The sequence below is a fragment of the Lysinibacillus sp. FSL W7-1291 genome (assembly GCF_038593415.1).
Lineage (GTDB): Bacteria > Bacillota > Bacilli > Bacillales_A > Planococcaceae > Lysinibacillus > Lysinibacillus fusiformis_D.
In genome coordinates this window covers 3,042,734-3,058,659 of record NZ_CP151994.1, presented here as the reverse complement: position 1 = coordinate 3,058,659, position 15,926 = coordinate 3,042,734, and the positions used below count along the sequence as shown (strand labels likewise).

Genomic DNA, 15,926 nt, shown 5'->3' with positions numbered 1-15,926 from the left:
TTAACATTCTTTGGCAATAAAATAGTGAGTATAATTATTTTGCAAGAGCTGTTGAACTTGATAGAATATTTGCTAGAGAGGGGGAGACATTATGAGTGAACGACAAACTCGAAGTAGTCGTCATTTGCAGCCATCTCGTAATAAAAAGCTAGATAAACTATTGAATGTTTTAATAGGTGTTGTGGTTGTACTTATTATTATTACAGCAACCTATGTGTTTAAATGGCAAGATGATGCAGATCAAGCAGTGAAAGATGAACCAGCTCAAGAGGAAAAGAGCGGTGATAACGAAAAAGAAGTAGATAAAGAACCTGCGAAAGAACAGGATAAAGATCTCGCTGTTGAAGAAGACAAAACTTCCGAGGAAGAATCGGAGCCTGATACATCTCAGGAAGAGCAAGGTACGCCAGAAGAGTCGACATCGGATAATCCAATTGTTGACAAGGTTATCACGAATAAAAATTGGCAGCCAACACCTACAACTCAAACAGGTCAGCATGTTTCTTCATATGATGACAAGTCTGTAGACTGGGCTGAGAAGGTAGCCACTGTTTCGACTGTGACAGGCATCGAACAAAGCAATATGATTATTTGGCGTATGCAAAATAATGGTGGTCCTAATTCATCCGTTGCGACAGTTTCAACGAATGATAAATCTCAGATGTACCGTGTCAGTATGGAATGGGTTGAAAATGAAGGATGGAAGCCCGTGAAGTTGGAGCAACTTAACACATTAGAAGGCGCCTATTGACGAAAATCACTCTTTTGATTATTTTTAATAGAGTTGATAAAGAAGGGAAGTAACAGTACATGAAAATAGCAGTAATTGGCGCAATGGAAGAGGAAGTAGAGCTTCTAAGAGCAGCATTAAACGATGCACAAAGTACAATGATTGCAGGCAGTGAGTATACAACAGGGACTTATGAAGGCAAGGAAGTTGTGTTATTAAAAAGTGGTATTGGCAAGGTGAATGCTGCTATGTCTACGACAATCCTTTTACATGAGTTTAAGCCGGATGTTGTTATGAATACAGGCTCTGCAGGTGGATATGACGAGGCACTTGAGGTAGGCGCTATCGTCATTTCTGATGAAGTTCGCCACCATGATGTAGATGTCACAATTTTTGGCTATGAAATCGGACAGATGGCTGGGATGCCAGCAGCTTATAAATCAGATGAGAAATTGATGAAAGTCGCTGAGGAGGCCGTCAAGGCGGTTGGAGAGCATCAGTATGGCATCGGTTTAATTTGCTCTGGAGATGCTTTTATGAATGATCCTGAACGTGTAGAAGCGGTTCGTCGTCATTTCCCTCAAATGAAGGCTGTAGAAATGGAAGCGGCTGCGGTTGCTCAAGTATGTTATCAATTTGCTACACCTTTTGTTGTCATTCGTGCTTTATCAGATATTGCTGGGAAAGAATCGAATATTAGTTTCGATGAGTTTTTACCAGTTGCTGCAAAGCATTCTACACAAGTCGTTTTAAAAGCAATTGCCTCTCTATAAACTACACAAAATGGTCAAAATGTGCGTGTTATTCTGTGAGAAAAATCACAGTTAAAGCAATGGACAAATGCTACACTGACAGTAATAAATCTCTTCATAATAGAATGGGAGGCATTCATGATGTTATTTTTAACAGCGGGTGTAGTCATTATTACAACTTTAATAGGCACGTTGATTTCAGCAGAACTATCGGAGTCAGCGCATTAGTATGACGGGAAAGCTCCTTTGCGACATAGTCATGTCGCAGGGGAGCTTTTTATATGCCATGAAATAGGCACATCTTCCGCCAATGATGCATTGAATTTTTCTACTGTCCATTTTACAATATATTATTCAATAGACTTTTGGTCTCGTTTGTATAGTTGATAGAGTTTAATAAGTGCTCGCTTTTCAATGCGAGATACATAGCTGCGTGAGATATTTAAACGAGCAGCAATTTCCTTTTGTGTAAGGGCATCCTGTTGGTTTAAACCATAGCGTAGTGTCACAATTTCGAGCTCACGTTCATCAAGCATATGCAAATAGTGATATAACTGTGCCACATGTTCTTTATGCTCTAGTTTTTCTGTGGCGCTTTCTTCGTCACACTGAAGTAAATCACGAATTTGCAGTGCATTACCATCTTTATCAGTCCCAATAGGCTCAAACAGTGATACGTCTTTCTGCACTTTTTTTTGTGTGCGCAGATGCATTAAAATTTCATTTTCAATACAACGGGCTGCATATGTGGCAAGTCTAGTTTTTTTGTCAGGGGTATAGCTCTCGACAGCTTTCATTAGACCGATTGTTCCGATGGAAATATAATCATCTAGTTGTTCATGTTTTGGATGGAATTTTTTTACGACGTGCGCGACAAGCCTCATATTGCGTTCGATTAAGTCAAGACGTGCTTGCTCATCGCCACCTAAAAATCGTTCAATACAAGCAGCTTCCTCTTCTTTTGAAAAGGGTTTATGGAATGTTTGCCCCTTTAAGTAGCCAAGCAACGCAGGGATTTCAAGCCATAACTGCAACATTGATGTAAAAATTCCGCTCATTGAATGATTTCATCCTTTCCCCATTTTTCGACAGTATATGTTTAAAAGCTGTGGGAAATGAAAAAAGTGCAACAGCAAATGTGCTGTTACACTTTTTTTAACGTAAATGTACTAATCATGAGTAAAGCTAAGATGGGAAAAAGGAAAAGATAAAATGCCGGATGGAACGCATTGGCTGCGAAATACGTTAAAGTTAAGAACGTACCTGCAGCTGTAATTGGTAAACCTGTGAAATAACCATTCGCTTCACTAATATTGAAGCGAGCTAAACGCATCGCGCCACAGACGATAAATAATACGGCCATCATCATGCCGGCAAAACCAAAATCAACTAGAACAACTTCATACATTAATAATGCAGGTGCCACACCAAATGATATAATATCACTCATAGAATCTAATTGTTTACCTAACTCAGACACTTGTCCGAGTGCTCTCGCTACCTTACCATCGTAGCGATCAAGAAGGGCTGCAATAAAGATAAACAAGACACTATAGCTATAATATTCATGTAAAGTGGCCATAATAGCCGCGCCTCCAAAGGACATATTACTAATTGTGATGAAGTTAGCTGCGTGCGATTTCATTTTCTTAACCGTGGTATCCACCAACTTGTGATAAAAAAACAAGGGGGATCACTCCTTTGCACTTAAGATATTGTACCATTATACTTCGAATGCGAAAAAATTGACAGTCTAAATTAATGGATAGGGGTTTTACTGTATGAAAGAAAAACTATATCAACGCTTGATAGAACTAACGAATGGTAAGCAATCTTCCCATCTTTTGCAGGCAATTGCAAAAGCGAAGTGGAGTAAACGTATAATTCCAAGCTACATGAAGTTATACGATATTAACATTGAAGAAGTTTCAAAAAAACAACAACAATTTTCAAGTTTACATGATTTTTTCACAAGAGAACTTCTAGAAGAAGCTCGACCTATTGAAAAAAATCCAACGATTTATGTTAGCCCAGTAGATGCCAAGGTGGAATCTTTTGGTCGCATTGAATGGGATATGACATTTCTAGTTAAGGGTAAGCCCTATGCATTACAAGATTTACTAGGTAATACAGAGAGAGCCGCACAATATGCAGATGGTCATTTTATCGTATTTTATTTAAGTCCTGCTGATTATCATCGTATCCATAGTCCGATAGATGGGGAAGTAGTACGACAATATACACTTGGTCAGAAATCTTATCCCGTGAATCAGCTAGGTCTTACATACGGTAAAAAACCAATTTCTCATAATTATCGTTTAGTGACAGAGCTGAAAGCAGCCAATCAACAGCATGTAGCCTTTATTAAAGTTGGTGCGACTTTTGTTAATTCCATTGTGCTTACGAATACGACAACGAAATGGCGTAAAGGTCAGGAAGTTGGATATTTTTCATTTGGTTCCACAGTGGTTATGCTGTTTGAAAAGGATACGGTTGAATTTACGGATAATGTTGTACAGGGAAGCCCAATTCGAATGGGTGAAGCTTTTGCAAATATGCTATAATGGTCGAATAATACGTTAAGATTAGGGGTCGCTATTTTGTATAATTTTTTATTACCGAACGAATTTGTGACGAATATTTTTGAAATTACGCCGGAAAAGTTACAAGAATTAGGGATTAGAGGCATCATTACGGATTTAGATAATACGCTTGTTGAATGGGATCGCCCAGACGCAACAGAAGAGCTGATTATTTGGTTACGTATTATGAAAGAATCAGGTATTCGAGTTATTATTGCATCGAATAACAATGAAGCGCGTGTGAAGCATTTTGCTGAGCCATTAGATATCCCGTATATTCACAAGGCAAAAAAACCACTTCGTAATGCTTTTTATAATGCACTGATTCAACTAGGTTTACGCCCAAATGAAGTAGTCATGGTTGGAGATCAACTCCTGACTGATGTGATGGGCGCAAATCGTTTAGGCTTGCATACAGTGTTAGTAAAGCCTGTTGCACAATCAGATGGGCTAGTAACAAAATTGAATCGTTTCATTGAGCGTCGAGTATTTAATGATTTGAAACGTAAAGGAATAATAACTTGGGAGGAACAAGAATGATTGAAATGCCAAATTGTATTGGCTGTGGTACAACAATTCAAACAGAAGATAAAACAGCAGTTGGGTATGCACCCCCATCATCATTAGAAAAGGATGTGGTCATTTGCCAGCGCTGCTTCCGTTTGAAAAATTACAATGAAATTCAACCCGTGTCATTAACAGATGACGACTTTTTACGTATTTTAAACGGCCTTGGAACACAGCAGGGCTTAATCGTAAAAATTGTTGATATATTTGATTTCAATGGGAGCTGGCTACCTGGGCTTCACCGTTTTGTAGGGAAGAATCCTGTTCTTTTGATTGCCAACAAAGCAGATTTATTACCAAAATCAGTGAAACCGAAAAAAGTAATCAATTGGCTTAAACGCGAGGCAAAGGCACTAGGACTTCAGCCTATCGATGTTCTATTAGTCAGTGCCCATAAAGGCAAGGGAATGGCGGAAGCAATGGAGGCCATCGACGAGTACCGTAACGGACAAAATGTCTATGTTGTAGGTTGTACAAATGTTGGGAAATCTACATTCATTAACCGTATTATTAAACAGGCTACAGGAGAAGGGGAAGTCATTACAACGTCACACTTCCCTGGTACTACTTTAGACATGATTGACATTCCACTGGATGATGGTAGTGCATTATATGATACGCCTGGTATTATTAATCATCATCAAATGGCTCATCATATTGATTCAAGTGAATTAAAATATATTATGCCGAAAAAGGAAATTAAACCGAAAGTCTACCAGCAAAATCCTGGACAGTCCCTATTTATTGGGGCATTGGCGAGATTTGACTTTATCCAGGGAGAGCGTTCAGCCTTTACAATCCATGTGGCAAACGATCTACCGATTCACCGTACAAAGCTTGAGAAGGCCGATACATTATATGCAGAACATAAAGGCGAGCTTCTGGCACCTCCAACTGCAGATTTTATCGACCAACTTCCACCATTAGTACGTCATGAGTTTTCCATCAAAGAAGCGAAAACAGACGTTGTATTTTCTGGCCTGGGCTGGATTACAGTACAGCATGCTAATGTAGTCGTAGCAGCCTACGCGCCAAAAGGTGTACAAGTTTCAATTCGTCCTTCATTAATCTAAACAGAAGGATGTAGTAGAGAGAGGGACTAGAAAATGAAGAAATGGTTTGCAGTTATGGGTGATCCAATTGAACATTCAAAATCACCGGCCATGCACAATGCTTGGTTTGAGGACATGTCAATAGATGCGACATATATTCCTTTGCATGTACCTTCTGATCAATTAGAATCAGCAGTTGCTGGTTTGAAAACATTAGGGGCGAGTGGCTGGAACGTGACAATTCCTCATAAGACAGCAATCATTCCATATTTAGATGAGCTAGATGAGCTGGCGCAAAAAATGGGCGCAGTGAATACAGTCGTACGAACAAAAGAGGGAAAGCTGAAGGGCTATAATACAGATGGGATTGGCTTTGTTCGCTCACTAGAAGAAGCCGTTGATGTATCTCGAAAGGACAAGCCTGTATTACTTGTTGGTGCTGGTGGCGCTGCTCGCGGTATTGCCTTTGCTATGCAGCAACAAGGCTATCACCATTTAACTATCGCCAATCGTACGGTGGCAAATGCCCAAGCGATAATTGATGAAATGGATATGGGTCGTGCGATGTCATTACAAGAAGCAGAAGAAACATTAGCTGATTTCGGCATTATTGTGCAAATGACATCGGCTGGCCTTGCTACGGGCAATTTTTCTATGCCATTTTCATTAGATCGACTTGCGAAAGGAGCAATTGTTGCGGATATTGTGTATAATCCATTAATGACGCCTTTTTTACAAGCGGCTGAAGAAAAAGGAGCAACGATTGTCACAGGCTTAGGGATGTTTGTCCATCAAGGAGCCATTGCTTTTGAACACTGGTTAGGAAACTATCCAAACACAAATTCAATGATTGCGCAGCTTAAGGCGCAATTAGGAGGAAACTAATTTTTATGTTAACAGGTAAACAGAAACGTTTTTTACGTGCAGAGGCACATCATTTAACACCTATTTTCCAAGTAGGAAAAGGTGGAGTTAATGACGAAATGACAAAGCAAATTCGTGAGGCACTAGAAGTACGTGAACTGATTAAAGTGCGTATTTTAGATAACTGTGAAGAGGACAAACATGAAGTTGCTGAATCACTGGCAACAGGTGCTCGTGCGGAGCTTGTCCAATTAATCGGTCTGACAGTTGTTTTATATAAAGAGTCACGCAATCATAAAAAGATTGTATTACCAAAAGCAACGAAATAAGGTGAGACGATGAAAAAGGTCGGTTTACTAGGTGGCACATTTAACCCACCACATATAGGGCATCTCATGATGGCTAATGAGGTTTTTCATGCGCTAGAGCTTGATGAAATCCGTTTTATGCCAAATGCTATACCACCACATAAGCAGGCACGATTTGATGCTAGTAATGTCGAACGACTCGAAATGGTGAAGCGTGCAATTCGTCCATTTCCTTATTTTTCAGTAGAGTCGTATGAGGTTGAGAAGGGTGGCGTATCCTATTCCTATGAGACACTTTCTGCCTTGTGTAGAAGAGAACCGGATGTGAAATTTTACTTTATCATCGGTGGCGATATGATTGATTCGCTACATACATGGCATTGTATTGATGATTTAGTAAAAATCGTGCGGTTTGTCGGAGTAAAGCGTCCAGGAACAGCGGCGACAACAGAGTACCCTATAAGTATGGTGGAAGTGCCTCAAATCGATTTATCGTCCACACTGATTCGTGAACGCCTTGCGACTGGGGGAACGGTAACATTTTTATTACCAGAAGCGGTAGAGACGTTCATACGAGAGGAAGGTCTTTATGGAACGCGAACAGTATTTAGCGGCGATTAAGCCAAGAATGCCTGAAAAACGTTATATTCATACAATCGGTGTAATGGAAACAGCCATCGATTTAGCACAAAAATATGGCGAGGATGTTAAAAAAGCTGAAATAGCAGCAATCCTCCATGATATTGCTAAATATGAAGACATTGAATGGATGGAGAATATCGTTCGTGATGAAAATTTAGATCCACAATTAATTGGCTGGGGCAGTGAATTACTCCACGGCCCAGTCGGTGCCTATATAGCGCAAAGTGAGTTTGGCATCACAGACGATGAGTTGTTAAATGCGATTCGTTTCCATACAACAGGACGCGTTGGGATGAGTCGTTTAGAAAAAATCATTTTTGTCGCAGATATGATTGAGCCAAACCGTCGATTTGATGGTGTGGAGCGTCTGCGAAAGAAGGCGCAAAAAAATTTGGATAAGGCGATGAGTGCATGTGTACGCCATACTTTGGCATTTTTAATAGACACAAAGCAACCAATTTATCCTTTATCAATAGAATGTTATAACGATACGATGAACAGAGAGGATAGTGAAGGATGACTTCAACTTTATTACAAGCAGCGTACAAAGCAATTGACGACAAACATGGTGAGGATATTGTCGTTTTAAATATGCAAGGAATTTCCCTTTTAGCAGATTATTTTATCATCGCCCATGGTAACTCTGACCGCCAAGTGCAAGCAATCGCGCGTGAGTTACAGGATATAGCAGAACAACAAGGCTATGAAATTCGTCGTGTCGAAGGTTTCGATGCAGCTCGTTGGGTACTTGTTGACCTTGGAGATGTAGTGGCGCACGTATTCCATAAGGATGAGCGTGCTTATTATAATTTAGAACGTCTATGGGGCGATGCACCGCAGCTAGACATGCCAGAGGCCTAAGCTAAGTGAGTAGTTACGAACGCTTTGCCCATGTCTATGATGAGCTACAAACGGATATTCCTTACAATCTTTATGTAGATTGGGTTGTACAGCATGCACCATGCAGCCAATACCCCACACTTTTAGATATTGGTTGTGGTACAGGTGTGCTTAGCTTGTTATTCGCCCATGCTGGTTATAAGGTCAGCGGAGTCGACTTATCAGAAGAGATGCTGTCCATCGCAGCAAAACGCTTTGCTGATGCAGGCTACCAAGCTCCGTTATATTGTATGTCGATGGACGAATTAGATGGCTTTGAGGCGTTAGATGTTGTGACGATTACCATTGACTCCCTTAATTATGTTGTAGAGGAGCAAGCCGTCTATACAACATTAGAACGTATTTATCATGCTTTACGTGATGGAGGACAGCTGTTTTTTGATGTTCATTCATTATTTAAGATGAATGAGATTTTTTTAGACGGACCGTTTACGTATGATGATGGGGACATTAGTTATGTATGGCATACAGCGCCAGCTGATTTCGAGCATTCTGTTACACATCAAATGACCTTTTATGTGCGAGATATCGCAAGTGAGTTATATGAACGTTTTGATGAAGAGCATTTACAACGTACTTTCTCAATAGAGCAGTATATGGCTTGGCTGCGCGCCATTGGTTTTCATGATGTGGAAATCACAGCTGATTTTACGGATGAAGCACCTGAATATGAAAGCGAACGCATTTTTATTCGTGCGGTGAAATAAAGAAAACGGAGCCACACTGTCCCCCAATGGGCAGTGTGGCTCTTTTGGTGGATAGAAAGGCTAAAGTGAAGGATAGCGTGCTTAAATCAGTGGATAGAAAAGCGAAAGCGAAGGATAGCAAGCTTAAATCGGTGGATAGCAAGGCGAAAGCGAAGAATAGCTCTCTTAAGCAGGTCAATAGAATCTCCTGATATTTATTATTATTTTCAATCAACAAGTCATAGTGTATGATGTAGATAACTCCATATGATGACCTTTTGCAAGGAAAGGATGGGTGCTATGCTCCAATCTTTATGGCAAAAGTATAAAAAAAGTATGTTATTCCCCAGCATACTGGTAGTCAGTGGACTTTGTTACTTCTATTTTTCGAGTTTTGACTCTTCACCTCCCCAAGAAGAGCTCATCGAGACAATCCAATCGTTTGAAGAAAAAAATCATAGTGAAACTGCTGAAGAAGCGGTGATTCAGCAGATATTTGTTGATATAAAGGGTGCTGTGATGTATCCAGGCGTTTATGAGCTTCAGCAAGACCAACGCATAAAAGATGCTGTCGAGCTTGCAGGTGGCTATACAGAGCAAGCTGACACACAGCGCATGAATCATGCGCAAAAAGTGCAGGATGAAATGGTGATTTATATTCCCACAAAGGGTGAACAGCTAGAAGATGGAGCTACAACTCTTTTAACAATACCTACTGAAAGTGCTCCTAAAGAGCAGAAGATTAATATTAATCAAGCCGATATAGCAATTCTAGCAACCTTACCAGGAATCGGCCCCTCGAAAGCGCAAAGTATTCTTACGTATCGAGAGGAACACGGACACTTTCAAGCGATCGAAGACTTAAAAAATGTAAGTGGTATTGGTGATAAAACATTTGAGAAGCTAAAAGATGCGATTACTGTAAAGTAAACGTTTTACAGGATGTAATATTGACGCCTCTTTTCTATAAGGGATACACTATAGTAGAAAAGCAAGAGAAATATAATTTGTAAGCCAATTTTTGGAGGTAATCATATGGAGCGAATTACTTGGGATCAATTTTTTATGGCACAGAGCCATTTACTCGCATTACGTAGTACATGTACAAGACTAGCAGTAGGAGCAACTGTTGTGCGTGAAAAACGCATCATTGCAGGCGGTTATAACGGTTCCATTATAGGAGACGAACATTGTATTGAACAAGGATGCTATGTAGTTGACAACCATTGTGTGCGTACGGTGCATGCTGAAATGAATGCCTTGCTGCAATGTGCTAAATATGGAACACCGACAAAAGGTGCTGATTTGTATGTAACACATTTCCCATGTCTACCATGTACAAAATCCATTATTCAAGCGGGCATTGAACGTGTCTATTACGCAACAGATTATAAAAATAATCCCTATGCCCAGGAATTATTTGCAAAAGCGGGCGTGGAAGTTGTCCATGTACCCTTTGATGACCGTAAAATCGATTTTTTACGAGATGAAAAACTAGCCTTGTACACAGAAATGCTTCATGAGCTTCGCGAGAGTGGCGTGCCAGCCGAAAAGTTGCTCCCATATGAACAGAAGGTGAGTGCATTATTTGGCATCGAGCTTTAAAGCATAAATGGATCTTTGTAGCTCTTGCTGTACTTATAGCGGCTATTGCAGCACACTCGTCAGCATGGCTACTCACTTTTTTATTGCTTTTAGCCCTGTGGCTCATCTTAAAAGGTGAGTCATGTTTTCTTGTGACGTTTGTAATGATAAGTGCTTTATTCGCTTATTTTTTTCTTTCTACCTATCAACTGACGGAACCTTCCCCCTTACCAAAAACCTTCCCTATAACCTGGTCAAACGATTATAAAATAAACGGCCAAAAACTCCGTGGTTTTGCTACAACTACAAATCGTCAAAAGCTTTATGTGATATATACCTTTTCATCAGAGCAAGAAAAAAGTTTGTATGAAAATACTTCATTAGCAGGCAAAACATATCTTGCCAGGGGTGAGCTTGTAGCACCGTCTCCATCTGCGCATGCTTATGCATTTTCAATGACTGACTATTTAACAAGCAAGGGAGCAACAGGCATTGTGGAAATCGCTAGCTGGCGTTATGTCGAAAAGCAGTCTTCCATCTTCACCTTTTTGGCTGAAATAAGACACAGTATGAAAAAACATATAGAAAGAACCTTTCCAAAAGCCCTTGTAGCAGAGGCACAAGCACTTCTGATAGGGGCACAAGATCAAATGGAGAGTGAACTGCAGCGTGCCTATCAAAAGCTTGGTATCACCCATTTGTTTGCGATTTCTGGCCTACATGTCGCACTCGTGTCTTGGCTATTCTTTGAAGGCTTACTTCGAATAGGCATACGCAAAGAAATGGCTACGGCTGCACTACTGATCCTTTTACCCGTTTATGGGGTCATTGCAGGAGGTGCACCTTCTGTTTGGCGTGCAGTCTCTGTAGTTGAACTAATGATGTTACTGCGCTTTTTGAAGTGGACTCTTTCAATAGATGATGCACTAGCCATTAGCTTTATAGGCTTCGTTATGCTTGAACCAGGTGTCATTTTTCAAATTGGCTTTCAACTGTCCTATTTAGCTACCGCTAGTTTGGTTTATTCAGGTATCATTTTCAAACAGACGGGGAATTGGCTCAGTCGTTCTTTTTTCGTCACATTTGTCTGCCAGCTGCTCGTTTATCCTCTATTACTTCATCATTTTTATGAATTATCTATGTCCTCGTTTTTTGTCAATATTCTGTTTGTTCCATTGTTTTCCTTTGTTATATTACCATTTAATATTGTAGTGTTTATGTTATCCTATATTTCCTTACCGCTTGCCAATATGCTATTTGCTGGCTACGAACCGCTACGTAATGGGCTGACCCGTATGATTATGGTGATGCAGGAGCTACCATTTCAATTATGGTCACCGGGTAAGCCAATGATCTGGCTTAGCTGTGTAGCGCTGCTAAGTGTTTTAGCAAGCTTATATTACTTAGAAACGAGACGGTTCAGGAAGGCTATTGTCGCACTTGTTATTCCCGCCATTTGGATTCATCTGTCACCCATGCTGTCTAACGAAACACAGATCACGTTTTTAAATGTAGGGCAGGGAGACAGTATCGTTATTGAATTGCCTTTTAGAAAAGCTGTCTATGTCATTGATGCGGGTGGGTTACTACGCTTTGAACAGGAGCAGTGGAAAAAAGCAGATAGTCCTTATGAGGTAGGGAACCAAGTTGTAGTGCCATTTTTAAAAGCTAAAGGAATACGCACCATCGATATTTTTATCGCCACCCATGCGGATGCAGATCATATAGAAGGTGCGGAAGAGGTTTTACAAGAGATTAAGATGAAGGAAATACACGTGACACCAAGTTCTTTACAGCAGCCTTTAATGCAAGAATTATTGCTAGAAGCAAATAAGCACAATGTACCTGTTAAAGAAAAGATGATGGGGACAGCATGGCATAGTGGTGGGACAAATTTTTATTATTTATCGCCTGATGACACCCTTTATGAAGGAAACGATGATTCCCTCGTATTGTACATGCAACAGAACGACTTTACAGCGTTATTTACAGGTGACTTGGAACAATATGGTGAACAACAGCTAATCAAGCGTTATGGGCATCTATTAGCCAATCTAACATTGCTGAAAGCGGGACATCATGGCAGTAAGACATCTAGTTCAGAAGCCTTTGTTGAGCTGCTCCAGCCCGAATTAACGGTTTTCAGTGCAGGTCTCCATAATCGCTATGGTCATCCACATGAAGAAGTAGTACAACGTTTTGTCAGTCGCAATTTAGCGACTTTGACAACAGGGGTGGATGGAACCATTGAAATACGTATTCGTGCTAATGGTTGGTCTGCTGCAGTAAATGAAAAAGGCCTTGTCCAATGACCAAGGCCTTTTTCCTGCATAAGTCCAATTACTGTGATACGAATTCTACTATAGTTGCAATAATAAACATAATTGTGAAAACGCCAAATGATACACCGAAGCCAACACCAGAATCGATGGCATCGTTACGTCGACATTGTATGTTCTTTCCTTCAAATGGATTCATTGTTATCCCTCCAATTCTGTTATTTATTATAAGACAACATGGTCATAAAAGCTATATCGAAAAGGAGAATTCCCAGTCTGGCAAGGAATAGACACAATTCGGTCAAAGTCACAAAGGACCATGAAATCATGTATACTAATAGTATTGCTAGATGGAGGGAAAATTATGATTTCAAAGGTTTGGAATACAATAAAAAAAGGTGAGCTGGCACCGGTTTATTTACTTGTTGGTGAAGAAAGCTATTTTATAGATGAAACCATTAAACGTTTAAAAGAAGCGATGGGGTCAGAAGAAGAGCTGGAAATGACCGCATTTGATTTAGAAGAGGTGCCAGTAGATGCGGTTATGGATGAAGCAGATACGATTCCTTTTTTCTCAGAACGTAAGCTTATTATTGCTAAAAACGCTTCGTTTTTAAAAGCAACTGAGAAAGGGAAAGAAAAAATCGATCATGATGTAAAACGTTTGGAAACGTGGTTATCGAATCCATCTGATTTCTCCGTAACGGTTTTTATTGCCCCTTATGAAAAATTAGATGAACGTAAAAAAGTGACCAAAATGCTCAAAGAGCATGCATTACTTGTACAAGCCGAAACCCCAAAAGAGCAGGATTTAGCCGTATGGATTCAAGGCGTTGTCAAGGCACAGGGCAACAGCATCACACAAGAGGCTATTGAGCTGCTTGTAACGATGGTGGGCGCCAACATGCTGCAATTGCAGATGGAAATTGACAAGCTTACCCTCTATTTAGGTGAGGGTGGAGAAATTACAGCCTCGTTAGTGGAGGATCTAGTAGCAAAAACATTGGAGCAAGATGCCTTTAAAATGCTCAATGCTTATTTGGCTAATGATTCGGTCAGCGCTTTGTCCATTTATCATGATTTATTACGACAAAAACAAGAGCCTATTATGTTAGTTGGCTTGCTTGCATCCAATGTTCGTACCATGTCCAATGTTTTTTATTTGTTGAAGAAAGGATATCATCCACAACAAATCGCCAAAAATTTAAAAATTCACCCGTATCGTGTCAAACTCATGACTGAGCAGCGTCATCGCCCATCAGAAGAAAGTTTATTGAGAGCATTATATCAACTAGCTGAGGTTGACTTACAGCTGAAATCGACTGGTGGTAATCGAGAGAGACATTTAGAATTATTTCTATTACGTCAACTGTAACATAAAAAGCTGTCCAATAAAGGGCAGCTTTTGTGTTATCTATCAAAATGAAAAAGATCAGCTACTCCTAATAGAGTATCTGATCCTTTAAACAATTACGCTTTTTTAGCAAGGCGAGACTTTTTACGAGCCGCCGCGTTTTTGTGGATAAGTCCTTTTGAAGCTGCTTTATCTAATGATTTGAAAGCTGCTTGTAAAAGTTCTTGTTTGTTTTCAGCGTTTGCAACAACAGCGTTTTCAGCTTTTTTCACTGTAGTACGCATTGCAGATTTAGCTTGAGAATTAGCAATGTTTGCTTTTTCGTTAACTTTTACGCGTTTAATCGCAGATTTAATGTTTGGCATATATTTCACCTCCTAAATTAGGTACGAGATGATATCTTCTCATTGATTTCTTGTGTTAATACAACAAAAATCATTTTAACAAACGCTTGACCAAATTGCAATAGATAAATGCAAAGAATATTTACTTGACAGTTTGAACAAACTACAGCTTGAGGTGAACTGTATGCAAAATTTTAATTGGCAACGAACAGATTTAATCGATGAATCTGAAGAGGTAGTTGTCCATCAGACCAAAGAACAAAAAGAAAAGCTAGAACAATCGAGTGGCGTTCAAATAGAAGATCGGAATGCTGGTCGAGTGAAAATTACAGATGTCCTTGTAGATGCTGAGGGTGAAAAGCAAATTGGCAAAAAAGAAGGGCAGTATATTACACTTTCTGTCCCAACACTGACATTAGAAGACCAAGATGGCTTTGCACAGCTTGAGCAAGAATTACTTGTGAATTTTAAAAACATGCATGAATCACTTTCTTGGCAAGAAGATGATAAAATTTTAATTGTTGGTTTGGGCAATCGTACCATTACACCTGATGCCATAGGTCCTTATTTAATTGATCATCTGCATAGCTTAGATGTGATAGATGAAAAGTTTGTCATGTATGCGCCAGGTGTTACAGGGCAAACGGGCTATGAAACAGGGGAGTTTGTGGCTGCGATTGCTGAGCGTCTACAACCAAAATTAATTATTGTGGTTGATGCGCTTGCTACAAGGGCGAGTAATCGTCTTTGTAAAACAATTCAATTAACAGATACCGGCATCCATCCTGGCTCAGGTGTAGGCAATCAACGGCAAGAAATTTCCTATGAGATGCTAGGGATTCCTGTAACGGCAATTGGTATCCCAACAGTAGTAGATGCACCTGTATTAATTGCTGATGCGGTAGAAACGATGCTTCGCTCGATAGCTGCTCGTGTAGCTGAGCGCAGTAAACCATCATCGAAGCTCTCTTTGTCCTCTTGGCAACCCGATATCAATAAAGAGCTTGATATGACGTTAGTACAACCTATTTTTGGAGAATGGGCGACATGGACGAAGGAGGAACGTCAGCAGCTGTTTGAAGAAACCTTCGCTGGCTCACATACACAATTGATGGTTACACCAAAGGAAGCAGACTATTGGATTGATCGCTATGCAAAACTAGTGGCTTCCATGCTAATGAACTGGGCAAGTGATTTATAATAAAGGCTAAAAAAATGTTCTTGATAGACCTTCTAAAACACTCAGATTTATGCGTAAAACAAGAAAATTATTTTCGTTCTA

The 15,926-nt window shown here is 40.0% G+C and carries 20 protein-coding genes; 16 read left to right on the top strand and 4 right to left on the bottom strand.

Annotated features, from left to right (window positions below; translation table 11 throughout):
• Positions 1 to 91 precede the first annotated feature (91 nt).
• Together NST76_RS14840 and mtnN are read left to right on the top strand one after the other, a co-directional pair.
• Positions 92 to 751, top strand: a complete 660-nt coding sequence (locus tag NST76_RS14840) for a YrrS family protein (protein WP_036121926.1) — start codon at positions 92 to 94, stop codon at positions 749 to 751.
• A 59-nt stretch (positions 752 to 810) separates the two neighbouring features.
• Positions 811 to 1,503: a 5'-methylthioadenosine/S-adenosylhomocysteine nucleosidase gene (gene mtnN / locus NST76_RS14835; RefSeq protein ID WP_036121923.1), complete on the top strand. Its 693-nt coding sequence runs from the start codon at positions 811 to 813 to the stop codon at positions 1,501 to 1,503.
• Between the two features lie 329 nt (positions 1,504 to 1,832).
• Here the strand turns inward: mtnN and sigK are convergent, their stop codons facing one another.
• Entirely contained in the window at positions 1,833 to 2,540 is a 708-nt protein-coding gene (gene sigK, locus NST76_RS14830; RefSeq protein WP_036121917.1) for an RNA polymerase sporulation sigma factor SigK, read from the bottom strand.
• Between the two features lie 86 nt (positions 2,541 to 2,626).
• Positions 2,627 to 3,127 (bottom strand): CDP-diacylglycerol--serine O-phosphatidyltransferase, encoded by a 501-nt coding sequence (gene pssA, locus NST76_RS14825; protein ID WP_051891644.1) that lies wholly within the window; start codon positions 3,125 to 3,127, stop codon positions 2,627 to 2,629.
• 136 nt (positions 3,128 to 3,263) lie between these two features.
• Between pssA and NST76_RS14820 the strand changes: the two genes are divergently transcribed.
• The 12 genes from NST76_RS14820 (at position 3,264) to NST76_RS14765 (ending at position 12,979) form a co-directional block, all read left to right on the top strand.
• Positions 3,264 to 4,046 (top strand): phosphatidylserine decarboxylase, encoded by a 783-nt coding sequence (locus NST76_RS14820; protein ID WP_249646110.1) that lies wholly within the window; start codon positions 3,264 to 3,266, stop codon positions 4,044 to 4,046.
• A 36-nt stretch (positions 4,047 to 4,082) separates the two neighbouring features.
• On the top strand, positions 4,083 to 4,604 hold the full coding sequence (locus tag NST76_RS14815) for a YqeG family HAD IIIA-type phosphatase (protein WP_249646111.1): 522 nt from the start codon (positions 4,083 to 4,085) through the stop codon (positions 4,602 to 4,604).
• On the top strand, positions 4,601 to 5,704 hold the full coding sequence (yqeH, locus tag NST76_RS14810) for a ribosome biogenesis GTPase YqeH (protein WP_036121905.1): 1,104 nt from the start codon (positions 4,601 to 4,603) through the stop codon (positions 5,702 to 5,704). The genes NST76_RS14815 and yqeH overlap by 4 nt, the downstream gene beginning before the upstream one ends.
• Positions 5,705 to 5,737: 33 nt before the next feature.
• The gene (gene aroE / locus NST76_RS14805; RefSeq protein WP_342544087.1) at positions 5,738 to 6,568 is read left to right on the top strand and encodes a shikimate dehydrogenase; all 831 of its coding nucleotides are present in this window, start codon (positions 5,738 to 5,740) and stop codon (positions 6,566 to 6,568) included.
• Positions 6,569 to 6,573: 5 nt separating this feature from the next.
• On the top strand, positions 6,574 to 6,876 hold the full coding sequence (gene yhbY, locus NST76_RS14800; RefSeq protein ID WP_036121900.1) for a ribosome assembly RNA-binding protein YhbY: 303 nt from the start codon (positions 6,574 to 6,576) through the stop codon (positions 6,874 to 6,876).
• Positions 6,877 to 6,885: 9 nt separating this feature from the next.
• On the top strand, positions 6,886 to 7,476 hold the full coding sequence (locus NST76_RS14795; RefSeq protein WP_036121897.1) for a nicotinate-nucleotide adenylyltransferase: 591 nt from the start codon (positions 6,886 to 6,888) through the stop codon (positions 7,474 to 7,476).
• A complete protein-coding gene (yqeK, locus tag NST76_RS14790; RefSeq protein WP_036121894.1) occupies positions 7,445 to 8,017 on the top strand; it encodes a bis(5'-nucleosyl)-tetraphosphatase (symmetrical) YqeK in 573 nt (190 codons plus the stop codon). The genes NST76_RS14795 and yqeK overlap by 32 nt, the downstream gene beginning before the upstream one ends.
• Positions 8,014 to 8,358 carry a ribosome silencing factor gene (rsfS, locus tag NST76_RS14785; protein ID WP_036121893.1) on the top strand — a complete coding sequence of 115 codons (345 nt, stop codon included), beginning with the start codon at positions 8,014 to 8,016 and terminating at the stop codon, positions 8,356 to 8,358. The genes yqeK and rsfS overlap by 4 nt, the downstream gene beginning before the upstream one ends.
• Positions 8,359 to 8,363: 5 nt before the next feature.
• Positions 8,364 to 9,104 carry a class I SAM-dependent methyltransferase gene (locus tag NST76_RS14780; protein ID WP_036121889.1) on the top strand — a complete coding sequence of 247 codons (741 nt, stop codon included), beginning with the start codon at positions 8,364 to 8,366 and terminating at the stop codon, positions 9,102 to 9,104.
• Between the two features lie 279 nt (positions 9,105 to 9,383).
• Entirely contained in the window at positions 9,384 to 10,013 is a 630-nt protein-coding gene (locus NST76_RS14775; protein ID WP_058844218.1) for a helix-hairpin-helix domain-containing protein, read from the top strand.
• 105 nt (positions 10,014 to 10,118) lie between these two features.
• Entirely contained in the window at positions 10,119 to 10,688 is a 570-nt protein-coding gene (locus NST76_RS14770; protein ID WP_036121883.1) for a ComE operon protein 2, read from the top strand.
• A 143-nt stretch (positions 10,689 to 10,831) separates the two neighbouring features.
• Positions 10,832 to 12,979 carry a DNA internalization-related competence protein ComEC/Rec2 gene (locus tag NST76_RS14765; RefSeq protein ID WP_342545290.1) on the top strand — a complete coding sequence of 716 codons (2,148 nt, stop codon included), beginning with the start codon at positions 10,832 to 10,834 and terminating at the stop codon, positions 12,977 to 12,979.
• A 28-nt stretch (positions 12,980 to 13,007) separates the two neighbouring features.
• Here NST76_RS14765 and NST76_RS14760 read toward each other — a convergent pair whose 3' ends face one another.
• Entirely contained in the window at positions 13,008 to 13,145 is a 138-nt protein-coding gene (locus NST76_RS14760; protein WP_036121877.1) for a YqzM family protein, read from the bottom strand.
• 165 nt (positions 13,146 to 13,310) lie between these two features.
• Here NST76_RS14760 and holA point away from each other — a divergent pair, with 165 nt between their 5' ends.
• Positions 13,311 to 14,321 carry a DNA polymerase III subunit delta gene (gene holA, locus NST76_RS14755; protein WP_342544084.1) on the top strand — a complete coding sequence of 337 codons (1,011 nt, stop codon included), beginning with the start codon at positions 13,311 to 13,313 and terminating at the stop codon, positions 14,319 to 14,321.
• A 95-nt stretch (positions 14,322 to 14,416) separates the two neighbouring features.
• On the opposite strand, the gene rpsT is transcribed toward holA, so the two are convergent.
• Positions 14,417 to 14,665: a 30S ribosomal protein S20 gene (gene rpsT / locus NST76_RS14750; protein ID WP_036121871.1), complete on the bottom strand. Its 249-nt coding sequence runs from the start codon at positions 14,663 to 14,665 to the stop codon at positions 14,417 to 14,419.
• Between the two features lie 163 nt (positions 14,666 to 14,828).
• Here rpsT and gpr point away from each other — a divergent pair, with 163 nt between their 5' ends.
• On the top strand, positions 14,829 to 15,845 hold the full coding sequence (gpr, locus tag NST76_RS14745; protein ID WP_036121869.1) for a GPR endopeptidase: 1,017 nt from the start codon (positions 14,829 to 14,831) through the stop codon (positions 15,843 to 15,845).
• The last annotated feature ends 81 nt before the right edge of the window (positions 15,846 to 15,926 follow it).